Origin of the sequence: Cryobacterium algoricola (genome assembly GCF_004402485.1) — a bacterium.
GTDB classification, from domain to species: Bacteria; Actinomycetota; Actinomycetes; order Actinomycetales; family Microbacteriaceae; genus Cryobacterium; species Cryobacterium algoricola.
The window spans coordinates 11,368-24,268 of record NZ_SOFG01000015.1; the positions used below are offsets into that span (position 1 = coordinate 11,368).

At 68.2% G+C, this 12,901-nt stretch carries 15 protein-coding genes; 9 read left to right on the top strand and 6 right to left on the bottom strand.

Going from position 1 to position 12,901, the window contains the following annotated elements; all coding sequences use genetic code 11:
• The first annotated feature begins 89 nt into the window (after positions 1–89).
• Positions 90–2,126 carry a nuclease-related domain-containing DEAD/DEAH box helicase gene (locus E3O44_RS12120; RefSeq protein ID WP_241976299.1) on the top strand — a complete coding sequence of 679 codons (2,037 nt, stop codon included), beginning with the start codon at positions 90–92 and terminating at the stop codon, positions 2,124–2,126.
• Between the two features lie 40 nt (positions 2,127–2,166).
• Here E3O44_RS12120 and E3O44_RS12125 read toward each other — a convergent pair whose 3' ends face one another.
• Positions 2,167–2,553: a DUF4180 domain-containing protein gene (locus E3O44_RS12125; RefSeq protein WP_134535038.1), complete on the bottom strand. Its 387-nt coding sequence runs from the start codon at positions 2,551–2,553 to the stop codon at positions 2,167–2,169.
• A gap of 126 nt (positions 2,554–2,679) precedes the next feature.
• Here E3O44_RS12125 and E3O44_RS12130 point away from each other — a divergent pair, with 126 nt between their 5' ends.
• From E3O44_RS12130 to E3O44_RS12140, 3 genes are all read left to right on the top strand, one after another.
• Positions 2,680–2,937 (top strand): hypothetical protein, encoded by a 258-nt coding sequence (locus E3O44_RS12130; protein WP_134535039.1) that lies wholly within the window; start codon positions 2,680–2,682, stop codon positions 2,935–2,937.
• A gap of 518 nt (positions 2,938–3,455) precedes the next feature.
• Complete coding sequence (locus tag E3O44_RS12135) at positions 3,456–3,938, top strand: DUF1579 domain-containing protein (RefSeq protein ID WP_134535040.1); 483 nt, start codon at positions 3,456–3,458, stop codon at positions 3,936–3,938.
• Positions 3,899–4,411 (top strand): GNAT family N-acetyltransferase, encoded by a 513-nt coding sequence (locus E3O44_RS12140; RefSeq protein WP_134535041.1) that lies wholly within the window; start codon positions 3,899–3,901, stop codon positions 4,409–4,411. Before E3O44_RS12135 ends, E3O44_RS12140 begins: the two co-directional genes overlap by 40 nt.
• Before the next feature lie 184 nt (positions 4,412–4,595).
• On the opposite strand, the gene E3O44_RS12145 is transcribed toward E3O44_RS12140, so the two are convergent.
• On the bottom strand, positions 4,596–4,964 hold the full coding sequence (locus E3O44_RS12145; RefSeq protein ID WP_134535042.1) for a DUF1801 domain-containing protein: 369 nt from the start codon (positions 4,962–4,964) through the stop codon (positions 4,596–4,598).
• An 85-nt stretch (positions 4,965–5,049) separates the two neighbouring features.
• Between E3O44_RS12145 and E3O44_RS12150 the strand changes: the two genes are divergently transcribed.
• The 3 genes from E3O44_RS12150 (at position 5,050) to E3O44_RS12160 (ending at position 6,980) form a co-directional block, all read left to right on the top strand.
• On the top strand, positions 5,050–5,889 hold the full coding sequence (locus tag E3O44_RS12150) for a sigma-70 family RNA polymerase sigma factor (RefSeq protein ID WP_134535088.1): 840 nt from the start codon (positions 5,050–5,052) through the stop codon (positions 5,887–5,889).
• A 114-nt stretch (positions 5,890–6,003) separates the two neighbouring features.
• Entirely contained in the window at positions 6,004–6,240 is a 237-nt protein-coding gene (locus E3O44_RS12155; protein WP_134535043.1) for a hypothetical protein, read from the top strand.
• Between the two features lie 89 nt (positions 6,241–6,329).
• Positions 6,330–6,980 carry a DUF6518 family protein gene (locus tag E3O44_RS12160; protein ID WP_134535044.1) on the top strand — a complete coding sequence of 217 codons (651 nt, stop codon included), beginning with the start codon at positions 6,330–6,332 and terminating at the stop codon, positions 6,978–6,980.
• A gap of 31 nt (positions 6,981–7,011) precedes the next feature.
• Here E3O44_RS12160 and E3O44_RS12165 read toward each other — a convergent pair whose 3' ends face one another.
• Positions 7,012–7,698 (bottom strand): NUDIX domain-containing protein, encoded by a 687-nt coding sequence (locus tag E3O44_RS12165; RefSeq protein ID WP_134535045.1) that lies wholly within the window; start codon positions 7,696–7,698, stop codon positions 7,012–7,014.
• Positions 7,699–7,867: 169 nt separating this feature from the next.
• On the opposite strand from E3O44_RS12165, the gene E3O44_RS12170 reads away from it, so the two are divergent.
• Together E3O44_RS12170 and E3O44_RS12175 are read left to right on the top strand one after the other, a co-directional pair.
• A complete protein-coding gene (locus tag E3O44_RS12170; RefSeq protein ID WP_134535046.1) occupies positions 7,868–8,857 on the top strand; it encodes a DUF389 domain-containing protein in 990 nt (329 codons plus the stop codon).
• Positions 8,858–9,095: 238 nt separating this feature from the next.
• Positions 9,096–9,680 carry an acyltransferase gene (locus tag E3O44_RS12175; RefSeq protein WP_134535047.1) on the top strand — a complete coding sequence of 195 codons (585 nt, stop codon included), beginning with the start codon at positions 9,096–9,098 and terminating at the stop codon, positions 9,678–9,680.
• A gap of 16 nt (positions 9,681–9,696) precedes the next feature.
• On the opposite strand, the gene pip is transcribed toward E3O44_RS12175, so the two are convergent.
• From pip to E3O44_RS12190, 3 genes are all read right to left on the bottom strand, one after another.
• Positions 9,697–10,653, bottom strand: a complete 957-nt coding sequence (pip, locus tag E3O44_RS12180) for a prolyl aminopeptidase (protein WP_134535048.1) — start codon at positions 10,651–10,653, stop codon at positions 9,697–9,699.
• 18 nt (positions 10,654–10,671) lie between these two features.
• Positions 10,672–11,343, bottom strand: a complete 672-nt coding sequence (locus tag E3O44_RS12185) for a response regulator (RefSeq protein ID WP_241976303.1) — start codon at positions 11,341–11,343, stop codon at positions 10,672–10,674.
• A gap of 95 nt (positions 11,344–11,438) precedes the next feature.
• On the bottom strand, positions 11,439–12,809 hold the full coding sequence (locus E3O44_RS12190; protein WP_134535050.1) for a sensor histidine kinase: 1,371 nt from the start codon (positions 12,807–12,809) through the stop codon (positions 11,439–11,441).
• Positions 12,810–12,901 lie beyond the last annotated feature (92 nt).

The window sequence follows — 12,901 nt, forward strand, 5'->3', positions numbered from 1 at the left end:
GCACATATCTAGGTTCGGGGGGACGGATGCCGGCAGGCGGATCGGCATGGACCGAGGCGACACGCCAGCTGGCACTTTCGGAAGCTCACGTGCTCGCCGCTGAATCCTCACGGGCCAAGGCGGCCAACTACTTCGCCGCGGCCGACAGTGAAAAGCGCATCGCGCACGTCCTCGCTCCCCTGGCCGCGGCCGGATACCACTTCCTTCCCGACCGCCAGTGGCCCGGCAGCCGTCGCGCTCAGGTCGACATGGTCGTGGTGGGGCCGGGCGGACTTTTCATTGTGGACACCAAAGCCTGGAAGGACCCGGTTGTCGCCGCGGGTCGAGTGTTCCGGGGGCAGGCCGATGTGACTGACGAATTCGACGCCCTGGCCGACCTCGCCTGGAAGACGGAGGCGGCCCTGGCGGAGATCGGTCTTGCTCCCGGTGAAGTTCGGCCGATCGTCGTCTTCGCCGGCCACAAGGGAGTCAACGCATCGGTCGGCGGGGTTGAGATCGTCGGCGAAGGTGACATCGTGCGCCATATCGCGCGCCGCGGGCAGCGCCTGACCACGTCGGCCGTCGAGCGGGTATTGGCCGCGGCTCTGACCTACTTCCCGCTGATCGGCGCGCCGGCCCCGGTCGACGTCACCCTGCCCGAGCCGATCATCGCCCCGGAACCAGCGCCCGACCTGGACCATCTGCCGAACGAGAGCGACATCGAAGCCGCCATCCTCGAAGGGCTCCTCGCTCCTCCGATCGAGGAGTGGATGACGTTCCTGCATCCCGACCAGGCGAAGCTCGTGCGCCGCAGCTTCAACGGGCCATCCCGCATCCGCGGCGCGGCCGGCACGGGCAAGACCGTCGTCGGGCTGCACCGCGCGGCATACCTCGCGCGTTCCCAGGCCGACGCCCAAGTGCTCGTAACCACCTACGTGCGCACGCTGCCCGCAGTCCTGGGCAATCTGCTCGCCCGCATGGCCCCGGACGTCGCCGACCGCGTCGAATTCAGCGGGGTGCACCAGTTCGCCCGCAAGGTACTCGATCTGCGCGGCATCGACGTGCGGGTCAACACCAAGGCGGCCGACCTGGCTTTCGCGGATGCCTGGCGCCAGACATCCGCTCCGCTCACGGCGATCGAGGCGAAGTCCGCGTATTGGAAGGAGGAGCTCGATCACGTCATCAAAGGTCGCGGCCTGACGACCTTCGAGGACTATGCGGATTGTGCCCGCATCGGCCGTCGTCGCCGTCTCACCGTTGACCAGCGTCGATCCGTCTGGGCGCTCTATCAACGATACGAGTCGTTGCTTCGAGAGCGCGGTGTCCATGATTTCTCCGATCTCATCCTGCTTGCCGAAGCGACCCTTCGGGCTCAACCGCTTCTCGGGTACACCGCGGTCATCGTGGACGAGGCGCAGGACCTGTCCTGTGCGATGATCCGTATGCTCGCCGCGGTCGCAGGCGATGGCGCGGATGCGTTCACCCTGATCGGCGACGGCCAGCAGACCATCTACCCCGGCGGGTACACCCTCGCCGAAGCCGGCCTGTCTGTCGCCGGTCGAGGAGTGGTGATGGACGTCAATTACCGCAACACCGCAGAAATCCTTGCCGTCGCGGCCCGCATCGTCGATGGCTCCGACTACGTCGATATCGAGGGTGCGACGTCCGGTGCCGTCGCCATGACCTCACCGCGGCACGGCGAGAAACCGGTGCTCGTGAAAGCACGCACCGGCACCGAGCACGACGGCCGCCTCGTGCAACACATCCGTCGCATCACGACGGGCGTGGACGTGGGCTGGGGCGACGTGGGCGTGCTCTGTTTCCGCACGAGCGAAGTGAAAGCCGCCGTCACGTTGCTGCGCGCCGCAGGCATCCCGGTGATCGAACTGACCGCATACGATGGCCGCCCCACCGATGCCGTGAAGGTCGGCACGATCAAGCGGGCCAAGGGCCTTGAGTTCAAACAGGTTCTCCTGCCGTGGGTGGCCGAGCATCTCATGTCTCCGGGCGTCCGCTCCCCCGGATCGCAGATCGACTCGACGACGGAGCGAGACGAACGAGACCGGCGGGAACTGTTCGTCGGCGTCACCCGTGCCCGGGACGGCGTGTGGGTCGGCTGCATCGCCACGCATGGCAGCTCGGCGTGAACACCCGACGAGGGTCAACGGCCAGCCGACCTGACAGGGGTTACTCGGCGCTGACGGCGATTCTCGGCGCGAGTTTGGCCTCGAGGGCGGCGCGATCGGCGACGAACCAGACGTGCTGGCCACGGTTGGACTCCCAGACGAAGTCGCGGAATGAGTCGCTTCGGGCAACCCATTCGCTCACGTCTCCGAGCACGACAAGCCGCAGCTGATAGTTCACCGCCTTCTGGGTGATCTCCCCCGCGAGCCCCGACGACAACCGGAAGAAGTCCGGATCCAGCCGCGCAACCGGGATGGCGAGCAGGTCAGCATGGTCCATCCAGGCGTTCCCGATCAGGTCGGAGGTCTGTTCCGGGGTCGAGATCGCTGGGCCGTCGGCCTCGACGTACAGGACGCGAATACTCTCGCCCGATTCCCGCGCACTGCTCATGCCTCGACTGTAGATCGTGCCGGCCCCGAGCGCCGGAGTGCTACGCGGCGGGCCGCGCACCCCGCACATGTATGCGCGCTACCGTGACAGCACGACCACAGACATCGGCCTGGAAGGGACACAACCATGCAGAGCGAATTTTTCGCGAAGGTCTTCGGAGACAAGGAAGACCCTCGGCGCCGCCTCGAGGTCATCTTCGGCGGAGTTGCACCGTCAGCTGGACCGCCACCCGCCGCGCGCATGTGGGCGACGACAGTTCTCGCTCGGGCCGGAATTGACCCGGTGAGCAATGACCTCGCCGCGATCACCTGCCTCAGGCGCGCTCAGCCACGATTGACCCTGCGGGCCGCAACCTACCTGGCCAAGGACGCGGCCGTTCGGTAGCGACCGACCTGGCCCACAAGACGGGTCGCTCGAGCGGATGTCCGCGGCTGTGAAAGAACTAGGCCCGGCGGCATCCGCCCTCGCTCAGAAGTCTCGACATGCCCCAACGCACCGGCAGGAGTCTTTCGGGCGTGCCGAGCTACTCCACGGCGGGCCGGATGCCCGCACCCTCGGGAACGAGGACGATTCGACCGAAGACCGAACCCGCATCCAACTGCCGGTGCGCGTCGGCAGCAAGTTCCAGCGTGGGTGGGCTGCATCGCCACGCACGGCAACTCGGCGTGACCACGGACGCGGTCAGGCGGCGAGGGCGGCCTGACATCGGCTACGTTGGGCGGAAGCACAGGTCTGGGAAAACCAGATGACTGTTCGACGCCCGCTCCTTGTCGGTGGGGGCTCGCTCGTCGTCCTGATGGCTGCCTCTGGATGCACGACTGACAGCGCGACGATTCGCCGGCCGTCGGCTGCGGCCGAGACGTCGAACCCTGCCGCTCCAATACCTAACTGAAGGACGAGTCATGCCGCTCCCCCGCTCAGCTCACGCACCGAACGATTTCGACTTCATTATTGGAGACTGGGTCGTGAAACATGAACGGCTGCGCGAGCGGTTCACGGGCTCCGAAGTATGGGACGAGTTCGACGGGCTCTCGTCAACATCAAAGATCCTCGGAGGCTTCGGCAATCTGGAGGACAACCTTTTGAGGTATCCCGCGGGTGATTCACGTGCTGTCGCCCTGCGTTCCTACAACCCCGAGACGGGGCAGTGGAGCATATGGTGGCTCGACGGCCGCAATCCATCGTCGTTGGACACGCCCGTCACAGGGGCCTTCGAAAACGGGATCGGGACCTTCCTGGCGACCGACACGCTCGATGGAATCCCCATCGTCGTGCGTTTCATTTGGGACTCGACGCGCGAGGACCCGACGTGGGAGCAAGCTTTCTCCACCGACGACGGATCGACGTGGGAAACGAACTGGCGGATGAGGTTCATCGCCGCATGATCCGCCACGGCAGTGCAGAGGACCTTGAGGAGTGCGCCGCGCTGTGGGTGAGGGCCTGCGCCGCGCGTGACGGAGTCGCCGTCGCCGGAGTGGCGGAACGAGCCCGACCGAAGTTCGGCCACGCGGAGAGCTGGATCGTAGCCGAAGAGCCCGGCACCGGGATCGTGGGGTTCGTACTCGCGACAAAGCCGCAAAGCGGCCTGCCGACTGATCCGCCTGACGCTGCGGTCGTCAGCCTGCTCGCCATCGCACCCGACGCACAGGGACTCGGGCTCGGCGGCACGCTCCTCGCCCGGGTCGCCGATGCCCTCGCTCGCCGCGGCCATGAGCGCGCCGTTCTGCACGTCCTGGCCGACAACCACCCGGCGGTTCGGCTCTATGAACGTCAGGGGTGGATGCCGTGGGGCGCGCCGTTCCCACACTCGCTTCTGAAACGGCCGACGCAGACGTATCTGCGCGACCTGGGAGCGTAGGCCGCGCGGAGCATCCGCTCACCGTCTGCATCCGGTCTTCGAGCTCGTCCCCTCCACCGACGACGGGTCGACTTGGGAAACGAACTGGCGAATGAGGTCCATCGCCGCCTGATACCGAGCGGGTCAGAGGAGGCCGGCCAGGATCGCCCCGGCGAACGAACGGTGTTTTCCAGTCTGAGCTTGTCTAGGCGGCGTTGAGCGCTACCGCGGCACGGACGAGCGTTTGGAAGGCCGTGGCGTTGATGGTGTCTCCCTCGTGGAGGTCAATGGCTCGCCGCACGTTCGCGTCGAGGCTGGAGTTGAAGAGTTCGTCGGGGTCCTCGAGCGAGGCGCCTTTCGCGAAGGTGAGTTTAACCTTGTCCTTGTAGGTCTCACCGGTGCAGATGAGGCCCTGAAGGCTCCAGGTCGGCACGCCGAGCGGGTTGGTCGCCTTCTGCCATTTGGTCTCCTCGACGACGCCGGACTCGGCCGTGAGGATCAGCTCGCGAACGTGGGCGAGCATGTCGCTCCGCCAGCCGCCGACTTCGGCGATGATCTGCTCTATCGATGACATGGGAATCCGTTGGACCTTTCTGAGGCACGGAGCGAAGCCCGCATGCCTCCCATAGTATGAGACCTCCAATGAAGGCGTGGCGATCATGGACGAGACGGTAGTTTTCGAGCGGGAGCGTCCCAGACTGTTGAGTCTTGCCGGACGCATCCTGCGGGACAACACAGAAGCCGAGGACATCGTCCAACAGGCCTGGCTTCGACTTCACACCACTGACGCCGAAATCGAGAATCTGCCGGGTTGGCTGACCACGGTCACCACCCGGCTCTGCCTGGACAGACTGCGCGCCGAGAAACCGATCCTCGTCGAGGACACAACGCTCCCGTCCACGACCACCGATCCCGCCGACGAAGTCGCGCTGGCAGAGACGGTCGGGACGGCGCTTCGGGTGGTCTTCGACCGCCTCTCGCCCAACGAGCGTGTGGCTTTCGTGCTTCACGACAGCTTCAGCGTTGACTTTCCCACGATCGCCACGATACTCGGAAGCACTCCCGCGGCTACGCGCAAGCTTGCCTCGCGGGCGCGCAGCAAAGTGCGCCCGCATGACATCGGAAGAAGCGGCAGGGCCGACTGGAAGGTCATCGACGCGTTCCTGGCCGCTGCACGAGAGGGCGATTTTGAGCAGCTCCTGGAACTCCTGGCACCGGGCGTGGTCGTCGCCGGTGATGAAGCGGCCATTGCGACGGGCACACCGACCCGACTCGAGGGGAAGAGCGCTGTCGCTGCGCTGTTCAACGGTGCCGCCAAAGCCGCGCTCCCCGTGTTCATCGACGGTCGCGCGGGTGCCGCGTGGTTCCACCGTGGTTCGGCACGCGTCGCGTTTGATTTCACGGTCATCGACGGCGTTGTCGCCCGAATCGACTTCCGCGCCGACCCGGTAGTACTGGCTGCAGTCGTCCGGCGTGATGCGGGGAAAAGCCGCGGCTGACCGTCACCTGATATCCATCGAGGACGTCAGCGGTCACACTTAGCAATGCTCAACCGTCATACAGGTAGCAGACCTCAGCAGGGGACTGCGCATTCACAGTGAGGATTCGAATCGATGAGGACAATGACCTGCGAGCAGCTAGGCGGACCCTGCCAGGAAACGTTACGTGGCGAAACAGCCGATGACGTCATCAAGGCCCAGAACCAGCACCTCAAAGATGCCGTGAAGGCGGGAGACACCGCGCACGAGCAAGCGCACAACGAGATGAAAGCGCGGTGGAGGCACCCGAAGCAATCGATGGACTGGTACACCTCCACCAAGAAGGAGTTTGCCGAGATCCCCGCGGACTGAACAGCAGCATCCGCTCACCCGGTGTCGCCGCGACTGACCCGGCACGCGGCCCTCGTAGACAAGTCCTTCGACACGGCTAAGGTCAGGGGATGTCCACTCGTGCCGCCTCAGTTACTCCGCGCTGGTACTCGGCGACCTGGCGTTCGGGCCTCCTCGCCGGCGTGATCGTACTGCTGGGAGCCCTCCTGATCGGCGGGCTCACCAGCGTCGCCCAGCAGTACCTCCCGGACTGGATTCGGTCGCTGAGCAACTCGGCCGGCGGCTGGACGATGTTCAGCTTCCTGCTGGTGTGGTCCAGCCGCGCCCGCCCGTTGCTCGGCGGGTTCCTGGGCATCGTCGCCTTCCAGGCCCTCAACGAGGGCTATGGCCTCGTGTCCTTGTGGCGCGGGTACTTCTACTCTGACCCGTTCGCATCCAATTGGACGATCATCGGCCTCGCGGCCGGCCCTGTGCTCGGCGTCGCTGCGGCACTCACCCGGCATGGCAACCCTCTGTGGCGGGCCCTGGGCGTGACGCCGCTCGCTGCCGTGCTCCTCGGCGAGGGGGTGTACGGGCTGCAGTTCATCGCGAACACCACCAGCCCGATCTACTGGACTCTCGAAATCGTGCTGGCCACGCTCTTCATGGGCATCGCGATCGGGCGCACGCGCCTGCGCTCACCGTCACTGATTCTGGTCGTGTGCGTGTGGCTGGCCGGGTCTCTCGCATTCTGGTTCCTCTTCTCCTACGTGCTGCAGTAGCGCCGCTCCATCTGCAAGCTCGCCGCTCGGTTCAGAAGAGGCCGTTAAGGGCGGCCCACTGCAGGAGGAGCACGGTCTTGCCGTCGACGATGCGGCCGTCGGCCACCATGGCCAGGGCGTCCTGGAAGGGGATTTCCAGGACCTCGATCTCCTCGCCCTCCTCGGGCAGGCCGCCCCCTGGCGATACCCGGTCGGACGGGCCGTATGCGGCGACGTAGAAGTGCAGACGCTCGGTGACCGAACCCGGACTCATGTAGAGGTCGAACACGTGCCGCAGCTCCCCGACCGCCACGCCGAGCTCCTCGCTCGCCTCGCGCCGGATGGCGACCTCGGGCGAGTCCTCGTCGAGCAGGCCCGCCGCGGTTTCGATGAGCATGCCGTCGGGATGGTCGTTGACATAGGCGGGATACCGGAACTGGCGAGTCAGCAGGACGGTCTTGCGATTCGGATCGTAGAGCAGGATCGTGGCGCCGTTGCCGCGGTCGTAGGTTTCACGCTGCTGGCTGGTCTGCTGCCCGTTGCGTCCGCGGTACCGGAAGGTCGTGCGACGCAGAACGTGCCACCCGTCGGAGGTGACTTCGACACGGTCGACGGTGACGTCAGGGTTCCTGTCCAGGTCTGTTCCGACCCGATCCAGGCCGGTTCTACCCCGGCCGTCCGGCACGTCGACGCCGGGGTGGCCGGGTCCTGGATTCGATGCGAGCGGGGTCCGGGTCATATCCGCAAGCGTACGGCGTCGCGTCTGGCGTCGCCGGGGCTCCAGGTGCTCTGGTGCGCCCGCTGTCACCTGCCCCTGCCGCGGATGCACGTTCCTCTCTAGGATCACTGCATGCACCTACCCATTCCCCGCACGACGGCGCCGCACCCACGATCGCGAGGGACGAATCATGCTCGATGAGGCCCGCTTCAACACCGTCGCGAACATGCGCGCGTCGGTCTTCTTCGACGGCCCGGATGTCCGCAGCCGCTACAGCCGGTTCTGGATGCTGCTCGTGCTGTCTGCGTTCATCGCCTCGGCCGGGATCGTCGGCGACTCCACGGCGACCGTGATCGGCGCGATGATCGTCGCCCCGCTGATGACGCCGATCATGGGCACCATGCTCGCGACCGTGATCGGGGACCGGGCCAACCTCATCCGCTCGCTGCTCCTGGTCGTCGCGGGCGCCGCGACCGCGGTCGCGATCGGGTACGCGGTCGGGTTCCTCGTCGTCAACGACGTGCTCGCCGACACGAACGCGCAGGTCTCCGCCCGGGTCACCCCGGGACTGATCGACCTGCTCGCGGCCCTCGGCACCGGCGTGGTCGGCTCGGTCGCGCTCGTGCGCAAGGACATCTCGGACACCCTGCCCGGCGTCGCGATCGCGATCTCGCTCGTGCCGCCGCTCGCCGTGGCCGGCCTCACCCTCGAATCCGGCTCGGTCGCCCAGTCGCTCGGCGCGCTGCTGCTCTTCGTCACGAATGTCGTGGCCATCATCGGCACGGGCGTCGTCGTGATGTCCGTCTACGGCGTGACCCGGCTCGCCCGCGAGCCCCTGGCCGGCGAAGCGCACCGGGGAATGGGCCGCACCGTCGCCCTGCTCACGGTCATGTTCGTCGTGATCGGCGTGCCGCTCGCCATCTCCAGCATCGGCATCAGTGCACGCGCCATCGTCGAGCAGGGCGTCCACCGGGTGGCGGAGACCTGGGCGCAGTCGGTCGGCTGGGAGGTCGATACGGTGAGCACCCGGGACGCCGATGTCTACATCCGCCTCGAAGGCCCCCTCCCGGTCCCCGACACCGCGGCCCTCAAGGCCCAGCTGGATGCCGCAGGCATCGACACGAGCCGGGTCACGGTCAACCTCGTCCCCGTCTACTCGGTCAAGCTCTCCACTCAGTGAAGCTCGCACAGTGGGGGATGTCCCCCCGAGGGGTACTAGCGTGTCGCGGCAATTGCGGGGTACGTTCCGTTCGTGACCGCCGGGATCGGCGGTCACGACGCATCCGTTCCTCGTACCGTCCGCTTCCTCCTGTACACCCGAGCACAGGGATTGCCGTGAATACGACCTCACCGCGCCGACTATCGCAACGACCCCGATCAACCACACCGCCCTCCGCCTTGCCGAGGGGAGCCGCCCGATGAACGTCACGGCCCCCGGGGAAGTGGACCCGAGCGCGGTCATCGGCGCGGGCGCACACATCGCCGACCTGGTGCAGGTGCGCGAGTACGCCCGGATCGGACCGGGCAGCATGCTCGGCCGCGGCGCGTACGTCGGACCGGGCGTTGTGGTGGGCCGGAACTGCATCGTGCAGGAATACGCCGTCGTCTACGAGCCCGCGCTGCTCGAAGACGGGGTCTTCGTCGGGGCGGCTGCCGTGTTCACGAACAACCCGCACCCGCGCGCGATCAACGGCGACGGGTCGGCACGGCCCGCCAGCGAACGGTCGACGCTCGGCGTGACGGTGCGCACCGGGGCATCCGTCGGGGCGCACGCCGTGTGCCTTGCGCCCCTGACGATCGGGCGCTGGGCGATGGTGGCCGCCGGCGCCATCGTGACCGCGAACGTGCCCGACTTCGCCCTCATGGTCGGGGTCCCCGCCGAACGCGTGGGCTGGGTCGGCCGCAGCGGCGCGACCCTGGAGCACGTCGGCGACGGACTCTGGGTCTGCCCGGCCACCGGGGAACGCTACCGGCAGCACGACGGGCAGCTCACCCTCGAGTGAACCGCCCGTGCGCGGCTCAGGCGGCGAAGCGGTCGGTCGCCTCGATGATCGCGTCGAGGTTGCCGGGCTCCTCGAAGGAGTGTCCGGCGTCGGGGATCATGCGGAAGTCGGCTTCCGGCCAGTTCTTGTGCAGCTCCCACGCGGTGAACGCGGGCGTGCACATGTCGTAGCGACCCTGCACGATCACGCCGGGGATCTCGCTCAGCCGACCGGCGTCGCGGATCAGCTGACCGGGCTCGAACCAGCCGAGGTTCCTGAAGTAGTGGTTCTCGATGCGCGCGAACGCGACCGCGAAGTCGGGCTCGGTGAACCGGGCGATCGTCGCGGGCTGCTGCAGCAGTGTGATCGTCGACGACTCCCACGTCGACCAGGCCACGCCGGCGCGCTCGCGCACGTAGCGGTCCGGGTCGTGCAGCAGGCGGCCGTACGCCTCGATCAGTTTGCCGCGTTCCTCGACGGGAACCGGTGCGAGGAAGCCCTCCCACAGGTCCGGGTAGATCGCCGCGGCGCCGCCCTCGTAGAACCAGTCGAGTTCGACCGGCCGCAGCGTGAAGATGCCGCGCAGGATGATCTCGGTCACCCGTTCCGGGTGGGTTTCGGCGTAGGCGAGGCCGAGGGAACTGCCCCAGGATCCGCCGCAGACCTGCCAGCGGTCGATGCCGAGGTGCTCGCGCAGGCGTTCGATGTCGGCGACCAGGTGCCAGGTCGTGTTCGTGCTGAGGTCGGCATCCGCTGCGCTCGCGTGCGGGGTGCTCTTCCCGCAGCCGCGCTGGTCGAAGAGGATGATGCGGTACTTCGCCGGGTCGAACACGCGACGCTGCTGGGGGCTCGATCCGCCGCCGGGGCCGCCGTGCAGGTAGACCGCCGGCTTGCCGTCCGGGTTGCCGGATGCCTCCCAGTAGATGGTCTGCCCGTCACCGACCTCGAGCATCCCGGTTTCGTAGGGTTCGAGTTCAGGGTAGAAGGTGCGCATCTTCCGAGCCTACGGCGCTCACGGGCGGGCCAGGCCCTGTTCGTAGGCGAGGATGACGATGTGCACGCGGTCGCGGAGGCCGAGTTTCTGCAGGATCCGGCCGACGTGGGTCTTCACCGTGGACTCGGAGAGGAAGAACCGCTCGGCGAGTTCGGTGTTGGAGAGGCCCTCGGCGATCGCGAAGAAGACCTCCCGCTCCCGGTCGGTCAGCACGTCGATGCGCGCGGCATCCGCTGAGGAGCCTTCGCCCGCCTCGGCCGAGTCCTCCCCGTCGGCGGGGAGCCGGGAGCCGAACAGCTCGAGCATCCGCCGGGTGACCCGGGGCGACACGGATGCCTCCCCCGAGGCGACCGCCCGGATCGCGGCGGTGAGTTCGCTCGGTTGGGCGTCCTTGAGGAGGAAGCCGCGGGCGCCGGCCTTGAGGCCGCCGAACGCGTACTCGTCGAGGTCGAAGGTGGTCAGGATGATGATGCGGATCTGGGGGTGTGCCGCGGTGATCAGCCGGGTCGCCTCGATCCCGTCGACGCCGGGCATCCGCACGTCCATCAGGATCACGTCGGGCTGCATGCTCGCGGCGAGCCGCACCGCCGCAGCCCCGTCGCCGGCCTCCGCGACGACCGTGAAGTCGTCCTCGGCCTCGAGCACCATCCGGAAGCCCATTCGGAGCAGGGACTGGTCGTCGACGAGCATGATCCGGGTCTGGGCCGGGGCGGGATCGACCGCGGCGGGGACGGACGCCGGGTCTAGGGCAGCCGGGTTCGTGGCAGCCGGGTCGAGGGGACCGGTCATGCGGGGGCCTGCCCTTCGTCGAGACTCATCGTCGCGCGCACCCGCCAGCCGCCACCGCGAAGCGGACCGGCCTCGAGGGTGCCGTCGTAGAGGGCGACCCGTTCGCCGAGACCGATGATGCCCCGCCGGCCGCCCACGCTCGGCTGCTCCGCGCGGGAACGGCCGTCGTCGTCGATGACGACCTCGACCCGGCCGGGCGTCGAGGAGAGCCGCACCGAGACGACGCTCGGCTGCGCCGCGTAGCGCAGGGCGTTGGTCAGGGATTCCTGCACGATCCGGTAGATCGTGAGCTGCACACCCGGGCTGCCGGGCACGCGCCCGCTCAGCTCGAGCCGTGCCGGGAGCCCGGCGGAGCGGAAGGAGTCGACGAGGTCGACGAGCTGGTCGGCGCCGGGCTGCGGGGCGAGTGGGGCGGCGGCACCTGTGGTCGCCATGGCCGACGGAGTGGTGGCCGACGCGGTGCCGGCGCCGAGCCCTGGCGCCGGCTGCCCGGGGGCGGATGCCGCGGCATCCGCCGTCTCCTCGTCGTCGCGGTCGTCACCGAGCACGCCGAGGAGCCTGCGCATCTCGGCCATCGAGCCGCGCCCGGTGGAGGCCACCTCGCGCATGGCGGCGCGGGAGCGTTCGGGGTCGCGGACGGCGAGGGCGTCGGCTCCGTCGGCGAGGGCGACCATGACGGACAGGCTGTGGGCGACGATGTCGTGCAGCTCGCGGGCGATCCGGGCGCGTTCGGAGCTGCGAGCGAGCTGGGCCTGCCGGTCGCGGTCGTGGGCGAGCTGGGCGGCGAGGCTGACGAGCGAGGCGACGTAGCGCATCCGGTCGCCCACGCTCACGCCGATGACGGTGGCCACGATGAGCAGGACCGCGTCCTGCGAGGCGACGGTGACCCAGGAGATGAACGGGTTGCCGGAACCGAAGTAGGCGCCGAGGGTGGAGATGCCGACCGCGACGGCGAGGCCGATCCAGGCACTGCGCACGTTGCGGTAGACCGCGACCGCGTAGAGGGCGATCATCACGGGCAGGGTGTCGCCCTGGCCGTGGTTCGGGAACGACGGGAGCAGCGCGGTGCACGAGATCGCGAGGGCGAGCAGCGGCGCGTGCCTGCGGAAGAGCAATGCGCCGGAGATCAGTGCGGTGAGGAGCAGTGCCGAGACGATGGCGACCGGCGCGGGGCCGCCGCCCGGGCGGGTCGCGTCGATCAGTAGCACGATCGCGGTCGGCACGAGGTAGGCGGCCGCGACGAGGGAATCAACGAGCCAGGGGTGCCGCGCCCAGAACCGACGGGCGACCCCGGGAGGCGTCGGCAAGCGCAGGCCAGCCCCGTCCGCGACGGGGGTCGCGGCGGGGCTGGGACTGGTGGAGGTCATGCTTGGGACTCTACTTGCTGCGAACTGGGCGGATGCCTGTCACCGGTCGGCGCCCCGCCCCGCGCTGGCCGCACGGTTCCGTTCGACCCTGC